We start from the raw sequence: 19538 nt of genomic DNA, 5'->3' as shown, positions 1-19538 counted from the left end.
ATGATTTTATTTCAGTTGCCCGCGCTGATAAGAATTATTGAAAGGCTGATAATGATGGTCGTGCAACTGCTGAGCTGCATCGGCCAGCCAGTTGGTATTACGTAATAATACCCGTCCTTCTAGAATCAGGTCGGCCTGTTCTGTTTGCAGGATATATTCAGCCAAATCAGGACTATCCAGTAAGCCTACTGTAGCTACTGGAATTTTAACAGCCTGTTTCATGGCAGTAGCAAATGGTGTCTGATAACCGCCATGTATTGGCAAATCGGGGGCGTAATCCATGACACCGCCAGTGGATACATCAATGACATCAATACCATCACGTTCAAGCCACTGACACACTTGCTGCCAGTCGGCAATGCTGTTTTGCTGGCCGCTTTTATCGTAATCAGATAAAGACAGGCGTACCCATAGTGAGCCGGAAAAATGTGCGCGGATATCGGTAGTAATTTCATGCAGTAAACGATATCGATTGCTTAGTGCACCGCCATACTCATCATTGCGCTGATTACTCAGCGGTGACAGAAATTCACTGATTAGATATCCATGTGCACCGTGAATTTCAATAACATCCACACCAGCTTGCTGTGCACGCTTGCTTGCAGCCACGAAATCTGCCCGAATCTGTTTGATTTCGTCCACACTGAGTGCTTTTGGCATTTTAAAACTGGCGTTGAACGCAATAGCACTGGGTGCTACTGGTTGATGTGCATCTATGGCCTTACGTCCGGCATGTGCCAACTGTACGCCAACTTTGCTGCCTAAATAATGTAATGAATCTACCAGTTGGCTAAATTTCTCGGTCTGTTTATCGTTCCATAAACCTAAGTCATGTTTAGTAATGCGCCCGTCCGGTTGTACAGCAGTGGCTTCGATGATAATCAGGCCGACATTGGCAATGGCTCGTGCGCCATAATGAGCAAAATGAAACGGCGTAACAATTCCATCTTCCTTTTTTACTTCATACATACACATGGGAGCCATAACGACACGGTTTTTCAGCGAAAGGCTGCCAATGGTGATGGGTGATAAGAGTAATGACACGTTTTTTCCTTTTTATCTATTAAGCAATCTCGAAAATTTACTTAATTATCAGTATATTTTAAGGATTAGTCACGCCAAATGGAATATGTACCGAGGGAAGTATTTGTGCCACTTTTTCCAGATGAATCATCTGGTCATCGAAAAAAATGTGTGGCCGCATAATTTCTAATACTTTATTTTTTTCTACTCCACCAAGAAAAAAAGCTTCATTAATTTCTATTCCTAGTTTTCTTAAAGTATTAATAGCTCTTGTATGCGATGGTGCGTTTCTTGCTGTGACGAGCGCTGTTTTAAGAATTGGTCGATATTTAGGATTTTGAGAGAGCTCTAAATGCTCAATTTTCTGAATATGCGCTAGTCTGCAAATAAATTTATTTAACGGCCCTGGATTATGGAGAATATTTCGTTTTGAGTTTTCATTGTCATGAAAACTTTTTAAATCTTTGTTTTGCTGGTAGATTGCTTCAGCCTCATCATCAATGATTACACCATCAAAATCGAAAGCGATTCTTAGCTCATGGTCGTGAATATCGTCTTTTATATTTCCTTTCATCACCATACCAGCAGGATAGCCAGCTACTGTCGCTTGACGCACATCAACTTTGTTAGCTGATAGAAATAACTCAATATCGAAAGCAGGTATGTAAGGTAAAGGTGACTTTCCCTGCAAAAAAACAGCTCTGGTAATGTTCAATTTATAATACTCTATTGAGTTCATAACTCTCAGGCCAGTATCTGGATCATTCCTTGACAATAATATTACCTCTACAAGAGGCCCATTTTCATCATTTAGTGAATTTAATGACAAAAGTCTCTTTATAAAAGGGAATGCCACTCCTCTTTTGAGTGGTTCATTTTCATATGTCCTCTGGTGATTTCGGTAACTCTGTTCTCCCTTAGTTCTGAAAATTTGATCTGATTCTTCTAAATCAAATAATGCACTTGAAGCCAATCCTATTACAAGTCTTTTGGTTAAATCATAGGCCATTCTTTTCTATATACTCCTGCTGTTAGAATTAATTGTAGTTTGTAGATAATAAGGGTTTATAATATATGCATATTCTATATTATAAAAATAATCGTTTTTTATATGCTTGTAAGTAAAATTTATTTGTAATTAAGCTGTCTATAATTTGTGACACAAATCTCCATGAATGAATCCTTGCCAGTCAACATTAATGTCTTTGCCAAATGCGATAACTTTAAATAATTCGCCCATTTCATGTGCGTCTAGCAGGGTATGGCATGCTGAAGCTGCTTGAATATAGGCTGTATCTGCTGGCTGTCCGGTTTGTGCCAGTAATTCGGTTATACCCAGATTGAGCATAAATGTTGCCTGATTGGTGTAGCCAATTAAATCCAGATTATTATCGATACCGGCATCAGCAATGCGGGTGAAGTTGACGTGGGCGGTTAGGTCTGTTAAGCCCGGGTAATAAAAGGGGTTATGAATGGTGTGATGGCGGTAATGCCCGATTAACGTACCCTGCTGGCGCTGTGGGTGATAATACTGTGCTGCATCAAAACCATAATCAATCCAGATCATGGCTCCACGTTGCATTTTCTGTGCCAGTGTGGCGACAAATGCATATTGCTGAGGATGTAGCTCCGACTGATAGTATTCTGCTGTCGCCGGAAAAATATCCAGTACTTGCTGTTGTACAGCCGGATTGTAAACAGGACGAGGCTGCCAGTTTAATTGGCCGTCCAGCCAGCTGACCCCCATTTCTGTTACTTGATTTCCCTGACGCTGATAAACGGGTACGGCCATGGCATCCAGAATTTCATTGCCCAGCAGTATGCCATCAAATTGTGCTGGTAGCTGGGTTAAGTGGATAACTTTGTTTGCCTGAGCAGGGGCATGGGTGTGAATGTATTCGCGCTGGCGTTGTGCTAGTTCTGCTGATAATTCGATGATGTAGTAGTGCTGAAGCTGACTGCTGTGCAATGCTGGCAGAATAGATGCAGCCAGCTGACCGGTGCCGGCACCAAATTCGTAAATATTACCCGCAGTTTGTGGTAATAGTGCATTTAGTTGTTGCGCCAGTGTCTGTCCGAACAACGGTGTCAGCACTGGTGCGGTAATAAAGTCACCATCTTTTCCAAATTTTTGTGCCCCGCCGGTGTAATAACCATAACCAGGGGTATAAAGCGCCATCTGCATGTAATCGGCAAAAGACAGCCAGTTATCCTGTTGTCGGATTCTCTGCAAAATGAGCTCAGTTAGTGTCTGAGAGCTGGCCAGTGCGGCTTTTTCAGGACGAGGTATATTATCCATGGAACAGATGGGGAAAAATTGTTAAGAGGAAGTCATTATAAACGCTGATTTTCGCTTGTGCCTGTCTGGTTACAGTAGCTCAAAAGGTACAAATATGCTTATTTGGATAAATGATTAATTAATATATTGAATTATATGTTTTTTTATGCTTATGGTTGCTTTTCTTCGTGGGTAAAATTTGACTGGATTACATTGACCCTGCGTGCAAAATTGCCTTATAGTGTGAATAAGTGTGTAAAGGTGTGGCAGAGTGGGGGATAATCCCGTTACGGCGAATCGGAGCTGAAGATGTTTGGCGGCGCGTATGAATTAAGTATAGACAGTAAAGGGCGACTGGCCATTCCGGCCAAGTTTCGCGATTTGCTGGCGCGTCATTTCACTCCGGTACTGGTGGCTACACTGGAAAAACGCACACATTTATTGTTGTATCCCGAGTCATCATGGCGCTGTGTGGAAGCGCAGTTGTTGCAGCTTCCTGTGGCTGGTAACAGGGTATTGCAGGCATATCAGAATTTACTGTTGCATAACGCTGATACTATGGAGCTGGATGGTGCTGGCAGGGTATTGTTGCCGGCACATTTGCGTCGCTTGGTGAATTTTGAACGTGAGGTTTATGTGGTAGGTAGAGCCAATCGTATCGAGGTATGGGGTAGGGCACTATGGGAAGAACAGAATAATGCAGCATTGGATATGGATGAAGACATGCTGACAGCAGAGTTGGGCAAGACTCAACTGCAATTATGAGTGAACAGATTAGTAATAGCGGCCATGTGACCGTTCTTTTGAATGAAGCAGTTGCCGGTTTGCAGGTACAGCCTGCCGGCGTGTATGTAGACGGAACTTTTGGCCGTGGTGGTCATTCACGTCTGATTCTGTCGCAGTTGGGAAATGATGGTCGGCTGGTTGTTTTTGATAAGGACCCTCAGGCGATAGCTGTAGCACAGGAGCTGGCGCGGCAGGACAGGCGGGTGCAGGTGGTGCATGAAGGTTTTTCTGCATTAACCCGCTCGCTGCAACAGTTGGATATCAAACAGATAAATGGTGCACTGTTTGATTTGGGTATTTCATCCCCTCAGATTGATGAAGCGGCGCGCGGTTTCAGTTTTCGTTTTGATGCGCCACTGGATATGCGTATGGATACCACACGCGGACAGTCTGCATCCGAATGGCTGGCGATAGCTGAAGAACAAGCTATACACGAGGTGATTAGAAATTATGGTGAAGAGCGGTTTAGTCGCCAGATTGCACGGGCAATTGTGGCTCAGCGAGAAGAAATGCCGATTACCACAACCGGCCAGCTGGCGCGCCTCGTGGCGCAAGTCGTCCGTACTCGTGAGCGGGGGCAGGATCCGGCCACACGTACCTTCCAGGCCATTCGTATCTTTATTAACCGTGAACTGGAAGAAATAACAGGTGTGCTTCCGCAAGTGATGAACAGCCTAGTTGTTGGCGGTCGGCTGGCAGTGATTTCGTTTCATTCACTTGAAGACCGGATTGTTAAGCGTTTTATGCAGCAGCACAGTCGGCCAGCACCTTTACCGCGTTGGGCTGTGGTTAAGGAAACCGAGCGTGAGCAGCCGCCCCTGCGTCTGATAGGTAAGGCGCAAAAGCCTGGTTCTGCGGAAATTGAAGCTAATCCGCGTGCTCGTTCGGCGGTGCTGCGTGTGGCAGAACGCAGTTGTTAGATAAAGATTAATGGTTGATTAATTATGAATAAAATCAACATTATTTTGCTTTTGTGTGTGCTTGCTTCAGCTTTTGCTGTGGTCACGGTACAGGATCGTTCGCGCCAGTTTTTTATCGCATTAAGTAAGGCGCAAAAAGGGGAAAATCTTCTGAATGAAGATTTCAGTCGTTTGAAGTTAGCGCAGGCGCGGTTATCCAATCATCAATTGATTCAGGATGCTTCAGCCCGGCAGAGTCTGCATTCGCCATCACTGGCTGAAACGCAGATGCTGGCCGCACCCCGACCAGTTAAATGATGATATGAATCGGCAGAGAATAATGGAATGCTGCTTTCGGGCAGTAATATCCGGCAGTGGAACCAAGTTACTATGTTAATTAAAAACGATTATAAGCCGCGCATGCTGCCACGTGAGGTGAAACAGGCAAAGCCTGTGACAACCAACGGACGGATAGTGTTAGTGCTGGGCACTCTGGCTGTGGCATTTGCCATGCTAATCGGACGTGGTATTTATTTACAGACTGAAAAACACGAATTTCTGAAAGAGCAAGGTGATCAGCGCTTTGTCCGTACTCTGCCATTGGTTGCTACTCGCGGCACCATTACTGATCGTAATGGTGCGGCGCTGGCAATCAGTGCGCCAGCTGATTCTTTATATGCCGTGCCCTCAGCCATGGATCAGATGCCTGCTGATGCCCAGCTGCAAGAGTTGTCTGAGTTGATTGATGTACCTGTAGCAACGATTAAAAGCCGTCTTAGTCGCAATAAAGACTTCATTTATCTGAAACGGCAATTGCCGCCAGAGATTGCCGAGAAAGTGGCTGCACTGAATATTAAGGGTCTTGCTTTTCAGCATGAAAGTAAGCGTCATTATCCGATGGGACCGGTTTTTTCTCATATTATTGGTTTTACCAATATTGATGGTAAAGGACAAGAAGGGCTGGAACTGTCACGCGAGAATATTCTGCATGGGGTTGATGGGGGTAAGGTTGTGCTGCGCGACAATAAAGGTAATATTGTTGACAGTTTGGATTCGCCTCGTAATCAGTCACCGAAGAATGGCACCAATATGGTGTTGTCTATAGATCAGCGTATTCAGTCTATTGCGTATGAATCTTTGAATAAAGCGATGCAGTTTCATACTGCTTCGGCTGGTTCGGTAGTGGTGCTGGATGGTAAAACCGGTGAAATTCTCGCACTGGTCAATTCACCGGGTTATGATCCCAATAATCCGGGCGCTTCTGAAAGTGATGCTCGCCGTAACCGTGCTGTTACCGATATGATTGAACCGGGTAGTGCGATGAAGCCATTTACTATAGCTAAAGGGCTGGATAGTGGCAAAATCAGGCCGGGCAGCGGTTTCAATACTTTGCCGTATAAGATCGGGTCGGCTACGGTACGGGACACGCATAATTATCCTTATCTTGATGTACGCGGCATTATCCAGAAGTCATCTAATGTAGGTACAAGTAAAATTTCTGCTATGTTTACTCCGGAAGAAATGTACAACATGTATACTTCTATCGGTTTCGGTCACCGGATGCATTCTGGTTTTCCGGGAGAAACGCCGGGTGTAGTACGTGATTGGCATAACTGGCGACCAATTGAACAGGCTACTATGTCTTTTGGTTATGGTATTCAGATGAGCTTACTACAGCTAGCACGGGCGTATACTATTTTCACTAATAATGGAGAATTGTTGCCGGTTAGCTTTCTCAAGCTGAACAAAGCTCCGCAGGGCGAACGGATTATTAAGCCTCAAACCGCGCGCGAAGTACGCCATATGATGATTGCTGTTACTCAGTCTGGTGGTACTGGTTTGCAGGGGGCAATTGAGGGATATGATGTTGCGGCTAAAACAGGTACGGCACGAATGCTGGTAGACGGGCGTTATTCTGATTCTAAGCATATGGCCACATTTATTGGTTTTGCACCAGCGGATGATCCGCGTGTTATTGTGGCTGTCAATATCCAGAATCCTACTACTAATGGTTATTATGGTGGTCCGGTTTCTGGTCCGGTATTTCATGATGTCATGGCGGGTACGCTGAATGTGCTGGGTGTTGCACCTACAAAACCGGTGAAGACTGGTTTGCATATCGAAAGGCATTAATCTTCAGACAATCTGTGCTTGCACAGATTGTCTGTCTGTTTGTATCTGATGGAAATGTTTGAAACGGCTGTATTATGTTTTCCCTGAAAAATCCTTTACCTGAATATCATTTAAGTGCTCAAACGCGTGCACTGGTTGCAGGTCGTACCTTGCGGGTTGACAGCAGACAGGTACAGCCGGGAGATGTATTTGTAGCCTGTCAGGGTGAATATACTGATGGTCGTGATTTTATTCAGGCTGCTATCGATAATGGAGCAGCATTTGTGTTCTGGGATGACGACGGTCGCTTCAGATGGCAGGCCGGCTGGTCAGTAGCAAATGAGGCGGTAGTGGATTTGCGTCAGCGTGCTGGAATGGTGGCTGCGGCCTGCTATGATTATCCGGGCAGAGAGCTAGCCATCTGGGGTGTAACTGGAACTAATGGTAAAACTTCGGTTTCACAGTGGCTGGCACAGGCTGCTGATAGTCTAGGTAAAAAATGCGCCATTATGGGTACAGTAGGTAATGGTTTCTGGCAACAGCTACATGACAGTATCAATACTACTATGGATGCAGTTGCTAATCAGACATGGCTGTGCCGGTTTGTGAAAGAGAATGCGACTGCGGTGTCCATGGAAGTATCCAGCCATGGTTTAGATCAGAGCCGTGTAGTCGGTGTGCCTTTTACGAGTGCTGTATTCACTAATCTTACCCGTGATCATCTGGATTATCATCATAGTATGCGGAACTATGGGGCATGTAAAGCTTCATTGTTTTACTGGTTTGGCCTGCAACATGCTGTTATCAATATCGATGATGAATTCGGCTATGAGTTGTGGCAGGATTTGCGCCGTGCTCGTTCACATTTAACTATACTGGCTTATGGCTTTCATGCACAGGCCGATATTCATATTTATCAGTTTCAGGCCTCTGCCAGCGGCATGCAGGTACATTTGCGCACACCATGGGGCGAGGGCGTAGTGCATACTCGTTTACTGGGGCGCTTCAATGCTCAGAATCTGGCTGCCTGTGTTGGTGTATTGTGTGCCAACGGTTTTGCTTTTGATGATGTGCTTGCTGTTTGGCCGCAGATTCGTCCGGCTACCGGACGTATGGATTGCCTGATGGGGGATAAGCAACCGCTGGTGGTAGTTGATTATGCACATACACCGGATGCTCTGGAAAAGGCATTGGCTACCTTGCAGGAAATCAAACCCACCGGTGCACATTTGTGGTGTGTTTTTGGCTGTGGTGGCGATCGCGACGCAGGTAAGCGGCCTTTAATGGGTGCAGCTGCGGCCGCTGGGGCAGATTATGTGGTGGTAACCAGTGATAATCCGCGTACGGAGAATCCGCAGGCAATTATTGCCGATATTTTACCGGCTATTGCTGAACCGGTACTGGTTGAGGCAGACCGCAGTCGTGCGATTAATTATGCTGTGAGTCACGCAGCAATTGGCGATATTGTTCTGATTGCGGGTAAAGGTCATGAAACCTATCAGGATATTGATGGTCACAAGCAGCATTTTTCTGATTTTGAAGTAGCGCAGGCAGCTTTACGTCAACGCACCTGATGTCTATGTAACTGTTGGTAGAACATGCTGAATTTAGATTTAAATTTTATTTATCAAACTTTTGGACAAGTATTGTCTGACTATAATCAGCCGGTGAAACGGGTGGTTATTGATAGCCGTCAGATCCAACCGGGTGATGTGTTTGTGGCCATTCAGGGTGAACGCTTTGATGGTCATGATTTTATTGATGAAGTACTGGATCGTGGTGCTCAGTTGTGTATTGTCAGCCGAAATGACTGGCAAAATAAGGCACATTGTCTGGTAGTGGCAGATACAGAGAAGGCATTAGGAAAGCTGGCACATGCTTGGCGCATGGCGGTTAATCCGGCACTGCAGGTTTTTGGTATTACTGGTTCGGCCGGTAAAACCACTGTGAAGGAAATGCTGGCAGCAATTTTGCGTCATCATGCAGGTAATGATGCTGTTCTGGCGACTACAGGCAATTTCAACAATCATATTGGTTTACCATTAACGCTGTTGCAGCTAAAGCCACAACATCGCTATGCGGTGATTGAAATGGGTATGAATCATGCCGGTGAGCTGAAATATTTAACTGGTTTGGCCTGTCCGCATTTTGCGCTGGTTAATAATACCTTGCGTGCTCATATTGGTTGTGGTTTCGAGGATGTGTCCGATATTGCTTGCGCCAAAAGCGAAATTTATCAGGGGTTGAGCGCGGGGGGAATCGGTTTTATTCCTGCCGATGATAGTCAATCAGATGTTTATGCCGCGGCTTTGCAGGGTAAACGTTATATCCGTTTTGGCACAGAGCAGGGTGATGTGCATGCAGAAAATATTGTATTGCAACCTTTAGGTATCAGTTTTGATTTGCACAGTCCGCAAGGCGTAATTGATTTACGGATACCGGTGCCGGGTTTGCATATGGTGCACAATACGGTGGCTGCCTGTGCTCTGGCGCTGGCAGCCGGGGTGCCTTTAACGGCGTTGCGTGGATTGAATGGGTTTGAAAATGCCAAAGGTCGGTTGCAACAGAAACGCAGTGTTCATGGCGCTCTGGTGATTGATGACACTTATAATGCCAATCCGGATGCATTCAAGGCTGCTATTGATGTTTTGGCGGCATTTCCGGCTCCACGGATTATTGTTATGGGTGCCATCGGTGAACTGGGTGATAATGCTCCTGCTCTGCATGCTGAAGTTGGTGCTTATATGAGGGCGCGTGGCATAGATGCTGCATTTTTTATCGGTGACAATAGCCAGTATGCAGCAGAAGCCTATGGGGCAGCGGAAGCATTTTATCAGGACAGAAACAGGCTAATTGAAGATTTAAGTGCATGGGATCAGCAGACTGCTACTATTCTGGTAAAGGGTTCACGTTTCATGCATATGGAAGATGTGGTACAGGCATTAACGCAAAAATAAACTGGATATAACTATCGTTAAGCTGGGTTGAACGACTTAGAATAGCCGTTTTTATTCAGTTCAGGCTGTCTGAATGGCTGTTTTCATTCTGGTAGCAGTGATTATTTGATTAACCGTCATGGCTGTGGCTGTGGCAAGGGAAAACAACCATGCTGTTGTGGTTAGCAGAACTTTTTCATAACTGGGTAAATGGGTTCCATTTATTTCAATACACTACTTTTCGTGCAGTAATGGCGGCACTTACTTCCATGGGGTTTAGTTTGGCATTCGGACCGTGGATGATTCGTAAGTTAACTCAGCTTAAGGTGGGGCAGGCCGTACGTGATGATGGCCCTAAAACCCATCTGGTAAAAACCGGTACGCCGACGATGGGCGGAACACTGATTTTGCTGGCTATTACTGTTACAACTTTATTGTGGGCTAATCTGGCCAATCCTTATATCTGGGTATTGTTGTTAGTGATGCTAAGTACCGGCGCATTGGGTTTTTATGATGACTGGAAAAAAGTAGTCTATAAAGACCCTCATGGGGTTTCGGCCAAATTTAAAATGGTATGGCAATCTGCTGTGGCACTGATTGCCGGTCTGGTGCTGTTTTATGCCGCGCATTTAAGTTCAACAACTGCCTTTATAGTGCCGTTTTTTAAGGAAATTACTTATCCGCTGGGTGGCATTGGCTTTGTGGTTCTGACTTATTTTGTGATTGTCGGTACTTCCAATGCAGTCAATCTGACTGACGGTCTGGATGGACTGGCTGCTTTTCCAATAGTTTTGGTGGCGGCTGGTCTGTCAATTTTTGCTTATGTTAGCGGCCATGCTGAGTTTGCGCATTATTTGCAGTTACCCCATGTGCCCGGTGCTAATGAAGTGATGATTTTCTGTGCTGCAATTTGCGGCTCCTGTCTGGGATTCCTGTGGTTTAACGCTTATCCGGCGCAGGTGTTTATGGGAGACGTTGGCGCGCTGGCTCTAGGTGCGGCACTGGGTACAATTGCTGTGATTGTGCGTCAGGAAATTGTACTGGTGATTATGGGCGGATTATTTGTAGTTGAGGCACTTTCTGTCATGCTACAGGTTGGGTCGTATAAAATGCGGCGCAAGCGTATTTTTTTGATGGCACCGATTCACCATCATTTTGAACAAAAAGGCTGGAAAGAAACACAGGTTGTGGTACGTTTCTGGATTATTACTATGATTCTGGTACTGGTAGGTTTGTCTTCTCTGAAAATTCGTTAATGGTAGTAAGATAAACGGTGTTTTGCCATGATTGTGTAATTGAAAAATAAATGTAGGACTAAGCCATGATTGACTGGCGTAATAAAAAAGTTTTGGTTGGGGGATTGGGACGTACTGGTGTTTCAATGCTGGCATTTCTGACACAGGCGGGTGCTGATGTGGTCGTTTATGATGCACAGCCGGACGAAGAAACACGGCAGTCAGTCTCCGAGCACTATCAGGTTGATATACATACTGGTGAATTAGCTGCTGTGCTTGACCAGAATCAGTTTGATATTCTGGCTTTAAGCCCCGGAATCAGTCAGCGTCATGCTGCCATCGTTGCCTTTAAACGTGCCGGTGGTGTGGTGCTGGGTGATGTGGCGATTCTGGCTGATTTGCTTTCAGGTAGCGGTAGTAAAATTATTGCTATTACTGGTTCAAATGGTAAAACCACTACTACCAGTCTGGTGGGTTTTTTATGTGCACAGTGTGGGCTGGATACGGTAGTGGCTGGCAATATTGGTATGCCGGTACTTGAAGCCTATATGGAGCGCGCAGGAGGTAAAGCAGCCGATGTATGGGTACTGGAATTGTCGAGCTTTCAGCTGGAAACCACACCCTTTCTGAATGCAACTGCAGCCACAGTGCTGAATGTGTCAGAAGACCATCTGGATCGCTATGATGATTTGCTGGATTATGCCCATAGTAAAGACCGGATTTTTCGTGGGCAGACCATTCAGGTATTAAATATTGATGATGTATTCTGTCGTGCCATGCTGCGGCATGACCGTCCGGTAAAATGGTTTTCTTTACAGCAGGCTACTGATTTTTGGTTAAATAACGGTGTGCTATGCTCGGGTAAAGAACCATTACTGACCTGTGATGCACTGTCTTTACAGGGTAAACATAATGCGGCCAATGTATTGGCTGCATTTGCTTTATGCGAGGCAATAGGTTTGCCTCGGGCACAACTGCTCCAGCATGTGCGTGAATTTAAAGGTTTGCCTCATCGGGTAGAGAAAGTAGCTGAAATTAATGGTGTAACATTTATTGATGATTCCAAAGGAACAAATGTTGGTGCTACGTGTGCAGCTTTACTCGGACTGGATAAACCGATTGTGTTGATTGCCGGAGGGCAGGGCAAAGGGCAGGATTTTACTCCACTACAGGCAGCATTGCGTAATAAGGCACGTGCTGTTTTGCTGATTGGGGTAGATGGACATCAACTGGGGGCTGCTCTGACAGGGGCTGCATATCCGGTAGAATTCTGTAGTGATTTGCCGCAGGCCACTCAACAGGCCTTTGCGCTGGCTCAGCCGGGTGATATTGTGCTGCTAAGTCCTGCTTGTGCCAGTTATGATATGTTTAAAGGCTATGTACACCGCAGTGAAGTATTTATTGCTAGTGTTCAGCAATTGCAGGATAGCGCAGCATGATTACTGAATCACGTCTGCTGGATCGTAATCTGCTGCGACGCGGTGATACTTTTGACCAGTCATTGCTGTGGATGGTGGTATTGATGGCGAGTTTTAGCCTGATTATGGTGTACTCGGCGTCAGTTGCCTATGCAAAGCATGATGGTGGCAGTACCTATTTTTACCTGATTCGCCAGACAGTATTTCTCTTGTGTGGTGGTATACTTGCCTGTGTGGCAGCCCGTATCCCTTTGCGTACTTGGAAAAAACTGACACCTCTGGTGTTGCTGTTCAGTATTTTTTTGCTGATTCTGGTACTGGTAATGGGACGGGAGATTAATGGTGCCAAACGCTGGATTAATGTGGGGATGATCAATATTCAGCCTACTGAAGTCTTCAAGCTGGCCATTATTTTATATTTATCGAGTTTTTTTACTCGGCGCGCTGAAATACTAAAAGAATTCAGAAAAGTCTGGTTTGCCGGTATTCCGATAGGGCTCGGGCTCGGGCTGATTATGCTGGAACCAGATTTCGGTTCATTTGTGGTTGTTTCCGTTATTGCTGTTGGTCTGCTGTTTCTGGCCGGTTTGCCATTTCGGTGGTTTATGGCCGTAGTCGGATTTGGTTTGCTGGCCATGATTATGCTGGTGCTGTTTGAACCTTACCGTGTAGCTCGTATTGCTGGTTTTCTTGATCCGTGGGCAGATCCGCTGGGTAAAGGATATCAGTTGACGCATTCGTTAATGGCAATCGGGCGTGGTGGCTGGTTTGGGGTGGGGCTGGGTGCCAGTCTGGAAAAACGTTTTTATTTACCTGAGGCGCATACAGATTTTATTCTGGCAGTTATTGGGGAAGAATTCGGTTTCGCCGGTATTCTGGTATTGATGTTCTGTTATATCTGGCTGGTGATCCGTGCCTTTTCTATTGGTAAACAAGCGCGTGATCTGGAACTGTTTTATGGTTCTTTTGTAGCTAAAGGCATTGGTATCTGGCTGGGTATTCAAAGCTTTTTTAATATTGGGGTGAATATTGGCCTTTTGCCGACTAAAGGTTTAACCCTACCTTTACTGTCATATGGTGGGTCGGCCGCTATGATTATTTTAATCTGTGTGGGTTTGCTGTTACGGGTCGATTATGAGAATCGGCGGGTAATGCGTGGTTTTAAAGTTTAAATAATCACAGAATATTTTTAGCTTGGCGGAAAAATAATGATTGCAAAAACCTTTATGGTCATGGCTGGCGGCACGGGTGGGCATATTTTTCCTGCGCTCGCCGTTGCTCAGGCTTTGCAGGCGCAGGGACATCATGTTGTCTGGCTGGGGAGTGTTGGTGCGATGGAAACTCGTCTGGTTCCTCAATACAACATACCGCTGGAAACGCTGGCAATCAAAGGAATTCGTGGCAATGGGCTAAAACGTAAGCTGCTATTGCCATTTACTTTGTTAAAGACCATTGCAGCAGCACGGCAGATTATTCGTAAACATCATATAGACGCGGCCATTGGTTTTGGTGGTTTTGTCACTTTCCCGGGAGGGATAGCAGCCAAGTTATGTGGTTTGCCACTGCTTGTGCATGAACAGAATGCTATTGCCGGTTTATCTAATAAGGTATTGTCCCGTTTTGCCAATCAGGTAATGTATGCATTTCCGCAGGTATTTGCGAATCAGAACGGATTGGTTGGTAATCCGGTACGGGCGGATATTGCCGCTTTGCCAACGCCTCAACAACGATTTGCTGACAGGCAGGGTGTGCTGAATATTCTGGTGGTTGGTGGCAGTCTGGGCGCGGATGTTTTAAATCAGGTGGTACCGCAGGCAGTGGCTTTATTGCCGGCATCACAGCGCCCGCGGCTTATACACCAGTCAGGACGTAATAAATTGACACAATTGCAGCATAATTATGCCGAGTGTGGTGTAAAAGCTGAATGTGTTGAATTCATCACAGATATGGTTTCCGCTTACCGTGATGCTGATCTGGTGATTTGCCGTGCCGGTGCTTTGACTATTGCTGAGTTAACTACAGCCGGAGTAGGGGCAGTTCTTGTGCCTTATCCGCATGCTGTAGATGACCATCAAACAGCTAATGCGCAGTTTATGGTTAAAGATGGCGCTGCTGTGTTATTGCCGCAGAGCAGTCTGAATGCACAGGCGCTAATGAATGTACTGACAGGTTTATCGCGCGAACAATGTTTGCAGATGGCGATTAAAGCTCGTGTACTTGCACAGCCGGATAGTGCGGCTAAGGTAGCAGCGGCGGCAGTAGCCAGTGTCCATTAGATTATGATTGAGTCGGCAGAATGGCATCTGACTGATATTCAGCCGGAAGTCGGGGTTGGCAGAAAAGTTATACAGTATGAAAGAAAATATGAAAGATCGTATCCGACATATCCATTTTGTGGGTATTGGGGGTACTGGTATGTGTGGTATTGCCGAGGTGCTACACAATGAAGGTTATCAGATCAGCGGTTCTGATCTGGCTGATAATGCAGCTACCCGGCATTTACAGGCAATCGGTGTGCATATCTGCTCTGGTCACAGTGCAGAGAACATTACTGGTGCCGATGTGGTGGTTACCTCAACGGCAGTTAAAAAAGACAATCCGGAAGTTGTGGCGGCACTGGCACAGAAAATTCCAGTGATTCCGCGTGCCATGATGCTGGCAGAAATCATGCGTTTTGGCCGTGGTATTGCGATTGCTGGTACTCATGGGAAAACCACTACAACCAGTTTGACTGCTTCAGTACTGGCGGCAGCCGGATTGGATCCGACTTTTGTGATTGGTGGCCGGTTAACTGCTGCGGGAACTAATGCCAAGCTGGGTAAGGGAGAATATATCGTAGCCGAAGCGGATGAATCAGATGCGTCATTTCTGTATCTGACGCCTTTGTTTACAGTAGTTACTAATATTGATACTGATCACATGGATACCTATGACCACGATGTGGAGAAACTGCATCAGGCCTTTGTGGACTTTGTGCATCGAATGCCATTTTATGGTAAAGCCTTTCTGTGCATTGACAGCGAACATGTACGCCAGATTCTGCCGCAGATTCAGAAACCTTTTGTGACTTATGGGCTGGATGACAGTGCTGATTTGTATGCAACTAATATTGTTGCTTGTGGTGCGCAGATGCGCTTTGATGTGCACACCCGAAAAAAAGGTATTGAGCCGTTTAGCGTAACGGTTAATATGCCGGGACAGCATAATGTTCTTAATGCGTTAGCAGTGATTGGTCTAGCGTTGGAAATTGGTGTATCTGTACCGGCGATTCAGCTTGGGCTGGAAAGTTTTGCTGGTGTTGGACGCCGTTTTCAGCAATATGGCGATATTTCATTGCCGGAAGGAGGCAAGGCGTTGCTGATTGATGATTATGGTCATCATCCGGTAGAAATGTCTGCAACCATAGCAGCGGCACGTGGTGCTTATCCTGAACGTCGTTTGGTGGTGGCATTTCAGCCTCATCGCTATACACGCACACGAGACCTTTTTGAAGATTTTGTCCAGGTATTAAGTAAAGCCGATGGTGTAGTGTTAACTGAGGTGTATGCTGCAGGTGAAGACCCAATAGTGGCGGCAGACAGTAAAGCATTAATGCGTGCAATTAGAGTATTGGGCAAGGTTGAGCCAATTTATGTGGCAAATGTGGATGAAATAGCATCTACTTTATTAAATGTGTTGCAAGATGGTGATGTTTTGCTCAATATGGGTGCAGGCAGTATTAATAAAGTACCGGCTATGCTTACCGGTATGGCCGCTACGGTAGCGCGCTGAAAAACTACTTTTTATCTAGACTGTAGTCGCAAAAAGAAAAACAGGATTAATTACAGTAATGAATGATTTTGGTAAAGTTGCCGTGCTGATGGGTGGCTTCTCCAGTGAACGTAAAGTTTCACTTGCAAGTGGAGCGGCAATTCTGACTGCTCTGAAAAGTCGTGGTATCGATGCTCATGCTTTTGATCCGTCTGAGCGGCCATTGTCTGAGCTGGTCAGTGCTGGATTTACTCGGGCTTTTAATATTCTGCATGGTTCTTATGGTGAAGACGGAGTAGTGCAGGGTGCATTAGAAGCTTTGGGGATTCCTTATACTGGTTGCGGTGTGGCAGCCAGTGCTCTGGGTATAGACAAATTTCGCAGCCGTCTGGTCTGGCAGGGAGTTGGTTTGCCTTGTGTGCCGTTTATCGTATTACAGGATGACAGTAATTTTGCAGCAGTAGAAGAAGAACTGGGTTTGCCATTGTTTGTTAAACCTGCGGCAGAGGGCAGCAGTGTTGGTGTGATTAAAATTCGGCAGACTGGTGAACTGGCACAGGTTTATCAGCAGCTGAAACAGTATCATGGTGAAATTTTGGCAGAACGAGCAATTGAAGGTGGTGAATATACTTGTGGTATTCTTGGTGAACAGGTATTACCCAGTATACGTATCGTACCGGCAACAGAATTTTATGATTATGAAGCGAAATATCACCGTGATGATACTGAGTATCTGTGCCCATCAGACCTGACTCCGTCAGACGAGCAGTATATGCGTGATTTAACAGCTCGTGCCTTTAAAGCTCTGGGTGGTCGCGGTTGGGGACGTGTTGATTTTCTGCGTGATGTTGATGGTACTATCTATATTTTGGAAGTGAATACTCTGCCCGGCATGACCGGACACAGTCTGGTACCTAAGGCTGCACGTGAAATTGGCTTGAGTTTTGAAGATTTGTGTGTTGAAATTTTAAGTCATGCGACTTTGGGATAATGCGCAAGCCTTAAAACGGCTCTATCGTTGGTTGTATGTGTGTGTGTTCTTCTGTCTGCTGGCTGCGGGCGGGACTTGGCTGGTGCACTCACCTTACTTTCCGGTACGGCAGATTCAGGTAGTACAGCCATTGAAACATTTGCAGTCGGCTGAAATTGAAAAAATCAGCCGTCAGTATTTACAAGGTAATATTTTTACAGTGAATGTCAGTGCAGCGCATGCGGCACTGGTCAAACTGCCATGGGTAGCAAAAGTTCAGGTGAAACGAATATGGCCGGATACTGTACAGCTGGATATTCAAGAACGGGTACCGGTAGCGCGCTGGAATTCACAGCAGCTGGTCGATATGGACGGGCAGATATTTAATGCCTCAGCTCAAGAACAGCTTCCTTTGCTTGTTGGACCCAATAGTTCTGCTCGCTACATGACTGTACATTTGTTAACATTCGAGAGTTTGTTGCAACCGACTGGTTTGCATATTCAAAAATTGCAGTTAAGTGATCGTTCTGCTTGGCAGTTAAGATTAACTAACGGTATTACCCTGCGGCTAGGACGGGAAAAAGCGGAGCAGCGTCTGATTAATTTTGTCTGGGCATGGCAACAAGTTTTGCGAAATCAGGGCAGAAGTATTGATTATGTGGATTTGCGCTATCCGGATGGTTTTGCATTACGATACAGAAATAGAACTGTTTCAGCTCCTGCTGGCGTTAACGCAACAGATGCTGCCACAGCGATGGATCAGCATGAAGCTCCTTTGGATTGATCCAGAACGACCGATTGATTATTTGAATTTAAAGTGATGAGCATGGTTAAAGGAAAAAAATACATCAGTGCACTGGATATCGGCACGTCGAAAGTAATCGCCCTTATTGGAGAGTTACAAGAAGACAATCAGGTCCACATTGTTGGTTTGGGGCAGGCGACATCGCGTGGCTTGAAAGCAGGTATGGTGACCAATATTGAAACTACGGCACAAGCAATCAAACAGGCTATGGAAGAAGCGCAGATGATGGCTGATGTGCCGGTGGGCTGTGTCACAACTGGTATTGCTGGCAATCATATTCGCAGTTTTAATTCGCAGGGTGTGGTAAAGATCAAGGATGGTGAAGTCAGTCAGGCCGATATAGACCGTGCAATTGAGACTGCTAAGGCAGTGAATATTCCGCCAGATCACGATATTCTACACACAGTGGTACAGGAATTTATCATTGACAACCAGCCGGGGGTGCGTGAACCAATTGGTATGAGTGGTGTGCGTCTGGATACGCGTATTCACATTATTACTGGTGCGGTAACCGCCATGCAAAACATTCAGAAATGCGTCAATCGCTGCGGTTTGGAAATCAGTAAAATGATTTTGCAGCCGTTGGCCAGCGGTCAGGCAGTATTGACTGAGGATGAAAAAGATCTTGGCGTGTGTGTGATAGACATTGGCGGAGGCACAACAGATATTGCTGTGTATACTAATGGTGCTATCAGGCATACCGCAGTCATTCCTGTGGCCGGTGATTTAATTACTAAAGATTTAGCTCAGGCGCTGCGTACTCCTCATAGTGCTGCTGAATACATCAAAATCAATCATGGTGTGGCATTGGCCACCATGGATGGTTTAGATGACATGATTGAAGTGCCTAGTGTGGGTGATCGCAATCCACGCCAGATTTCGCGTCGTACATTGGCTAGTGTGATTGGTCCACGTGTGGAAGAAATTCTGGAACTGACATTGAATGAATTGCGTCGTTCCGGTTTCCCTGAAGACGTTCTGACTTCAGGAGTGGTTCTGACAGGGGGCGCATCATTATTGCCGGGTATGGTGGAATTGGCAGAGGATGTGTTTAATCTGCCAGCACGTATCGGTGTACCACAGGAAATGGGTGGTGTGTCAGAGAGGATCCGCAATCCCCGTTATGCTACGGCAATTGGTCTCTTGCAGGCAGCCTGTGAAGATGAAAACAAAACAGATATGCCGGTAGCTGCTGCTACCGAACCTAAAGAGTCATGGATTGGTAAATTACAGGCCTGGTTTAAGAACAATTTTTAACTTAACTCAAATATTAAATGACAGAATTTTTGCGCATTGTATATAAATGTCTATATAATGATAGTTATA

The 19538-nt window shown here is 45.7% G+C and carries 17 protein-coding genes; 14 read left to right on the top strand and 3 right to left on the bottom strand.

What is annotated here, in order from left to right; genetic code table 11:
* Positions 1 to 6 precede the first annotated feature (6 nt).
* The 3 genes from BHC51_RS09045 to BHC51_RS09035 all read right to left on the bottom strand — a co-directional run bounded on the left by BHC51_RS09045 (position 7) and on the right by BHC51_RS09035 (position 3322).
* Complete coding sequence (locus BHC51_RS09045) at positions 7 to 1044, bottom strand: NADH:flavin oxidoreductase/NADH oxidase (RefSeq protein ID WP_100153835.1); 1038 nt, start codon at positions 1042 to 1044, stop codon at positions 7 to 9.
* Positions 1045 to 1102: 58 nt separating this feature from the next.
* Entirely contained in the window at positions 1103 to 2032 is a 930-nt protein-coding gene (locus BHC51_RS09040) for a 5'-nucleotidase (protein WP_100153834.1), read from the bottom strand.
* Positions 2033 to 2170: 138 nt separating this feature from the next.
* Positions 2171 to 3322, bottom strand: coding sequence for a class I SAM-dependent methyltransferase (locus BHC51_RS09035; RefSeq protein WP_100153833.1), 1152 nt, complete (start codon positions 3320 to 3322; stop codon positions 2171 to 2173).
* A gap of 288 nt (positions 3323 to 3610) precedes the next feature.
* On the opposite strand from BHC51_RS09035, the gene mraZ reads away from it, so the two are divergent.
* The 14 genes from mraZ to ftsA all read left to right on the top strand — a co-directional run bounded on the left by mraZ (position 3611) and on the right by ftsA (position 19469).
* Entirely contained in the window at positions 3611 to 4066 is a 456-nt protein-coding gene (mraZ, locus tag BHC51_RS09030; RefSeq protein WP_100099584.1) for a division/cell wall cluster transcriptional repressor MraZ, read from the top strand.
* Positions 4063 to 5007 (top strand): 16S rRNA (cytosine(1402)-N(4))-methyltransferase RsmH, encoded by a 945-nt coding sequence (gene rsmH, locus BHC51_RS09025; RefSeq protein ID WP_100099585.1) that lies wholly within the window; start codon positions 4063 to 4065, stop codon positions 5005 to 5007. The genes mraZ and rsmH overlap by 4 nt, the downstream gene beginning before the upstream one ends.
* A 24-nt stretch (positions 5008 to 5031) precedes the next feature.
* Entirely contained in the window at positions 5032 to 5304 is a 273-nt protein-coding gene (gene ftsL / locus BHC51_RS09020; protein WP_100099586.1) for a cell division protein FtsL, read from the top strand.
* 72 nt (positions 5305 to 5376) lie between these two features.
* A complete protein-coding gene (locus BHC51_RS09015; protein ID WP_100153917.1) occupies positions 5377 to 7119 on the top strand; it encodes a peptidoglycan D,D-transpeptidase FtsI family protein in 1743 nt (580 codons plus the stop codon).
* 74 nt (positions 7120 to 7193) lie between these two features.
* Positions 7194 to 8672, top strand: a complete 1479-nt coding sequence (locus BHC51_RS09010) for a UDP-N-acetylmuramoyl-L-alanyl-D-glutamate--2,6-diaminopimelate ligase (protein ID WP_100153832.1) — start codon at positions 7194 to 7196, stop codon at positions 8670 to 8672.
* Positions 8673 to 8696: 24 nt separating this feature from the next.
* Positions 8697 to 10055 (top strand): UDP-N-acetylmuramoyl-tripeptide--D-alanyl-D-alanine ligase, encoded by a 1359-nt coding sequence (locus tag BHC51_RS09005; RefSeq protein WP_100153831.1) that lies wholly within the window; start codon positions 8697 to 8699, stop codon positions 10053 to 10055.
* A gap of 149 nt (positions 10056 to 10204) precedes the next feature.
* Positions 10205 to 11290, top strand: a complete 1086-nt coding sequence (gene mraY, locus BHC51_RS09000; RefSeq protein WP_100136347.1) for a phospho-N-acetylmuramoyl-pentapeptide-transferase — start codon at positions 10205 to 10207, stop codon at positions 11288 to 11290.
* A 68-nt stretch (positions 11291 to 11358) separates the two neighbouring features.
* Positions 11359 to 12708: a UDP-N-acetylmuramoyl-L-alanine--D-glutamate ligase gene (murD, locus tag BHC51_RS08995; RefSeq protein ID WP_100153916.1), complete on the top strand. Its 1350-nt coding sequence runs from the start codon at positions 11359 to 11361 to the stop codon at positions 12706 to 12708.
* A complete protein-coding gene (gene ftsW, locus BHC51_RS08990; RefSeq protein WP_100123587.1) occupies positions 12705 to 13859 on the top strand; it encodes a putative lipid II flippase FtsW in 1155 nt (384 codons plus the stop codon). Before murD ends, ftsW begins: the two co-directional genes overlap by 4 nt.
* A 36-nt stretch (positions 13860 to 13895) precedes the next feature.
* Positions 13896 to 14963: an undecaprenyldiphospho-muramoylpentapeptide beta-N-acetylglucosaminyltransferase gene (gene murG / locus BHC51_RS08985; RefSeq protein ID WP_100099591.1), complete on the top strand. Its 1068-nt coding sequence runs from the start codon at positions 13896 to 13898 to the stop codon at positions 14961 to 14963.
* Between the two features lie 88 nt (positions 14964 to 15051).
* A complete protein-coding gene (murC, locus tag BHC51_RS08980) occupies positions 15052 to 16458 on the top strand; it encodes a UDP-N-acetylmuramate--L-alanine ligase (RefSeq protein WP_218966403.1) in 1407 nt (468 codons plus the stop codon).
* A gap of 58 nt (positions 16459 to 16516) precedes the next feature.
* Positions 16517 to 17428, top strand: coding sequence for a D-alanine--D-alanine ligase (locus tag BHC51_RS08975; RefSeq protein ID WP_100099593.1), 912 nt, complete (start codon positions 16517 to 16519; stop codon positions 17426 to 17428).
* On the top strand, positions 17412 to 18191 hold the full coding sequence (locus tag BHC51_RS08970; protein WP_100136344.1) for a cell division protein FtsQ/DivIB: 780 nt from the start codon (positions 17412 to 17414) through the stop codon (positions 18189 to 18191). Before BHC51_RS08975 ends, BHC51_RS08970 begins: the two co-directional genes overlap by 17 nt.
* 42 nt (positions 18192 to 18233) lie before the next feature.
* Complete coding sequence (gene ftsA / locus BHC51_RS08965) at positions 18234 to 19469, top strand: cell division protein FtsA (protein WP_100099595.1); 1236 nt, start codon at positions 18234 to 18236, stop codon at positions 19467 to 19469.
* Positions 19470 to 19538 lie beyond the last annotated feature (69 nt).

Source organism: Snodgrassella alvi (genome assembly GCF_002777745.1).
GTDB lineage: Bacteria > Pseudomonadota > Gammaproteobacteria > Burkholderiales > Neisseriaceae > Snodgrassella > Snodgrassella alvi_D.
Note: the sequence above shows the minus strand (reverse complement) of the source record. Positions and strands in the feature narration are given on the sequence as shown.